Source organism: Rhizobium sp. PRIMUS64 (genome assembly GCF_023006465.1).
In the GTDB taxonomy this organism is placed as follows: domain Bacteria; phylum Pseudomonadota; class Alphaproteobacteria; order Rhizobiales; family Rhizobiaceae; genus Rhizobium; species Rhizobium leguminosarum.
Window position 1 is genome coordinate 1 of sequence record NZ_JALBGX010000365.1, and the last position, 306, is coordinate 306.

The 306-nt window shown below is 54.2% G+C and carries 1 protein-coding gene; it reads right to left on the reverse strand.

The annotated features are described in order from the left end of the window. Positions 1–38: 38 nt before the first annotated feature. A partial coding sequence (locus MOV76_RS39585) for a NifX-associated nitrogen fixation protein (RefSeq protein ID WP_247266642.1) occupies positions 39–306 on the reverse strand: 268 nt, incomplete at its 5' end.

Genomic DNA, 306 nt, shown 5'->3' on the forward strand with positions numbered 1-306 from the left:
ACAATGTCTGACATGATCTCTTTCCTCGAAAATTGATTTCATGATGCCCGCGCCACGTCGGGATAGGTTTCGATAACTTCAATAGCGTCATCGACCATTTTCGTGCCGGTCTCGGCGAGCTTGCCTAGCGTCTCAAAGCCGAACCGGTGGACATCGCGCAGGGTCTTCGACAGAACGACCAACCGTCCAGTCGTCAAAAGCAAGCGGCCGAAGCCCTCATGGCCGATCGTCATGATCGGCGATGCCAACAGGCCTGTGCACTCTTCGATCACAAGCCCCACGCAACTGTAAAAGTTCTGTAGCCTC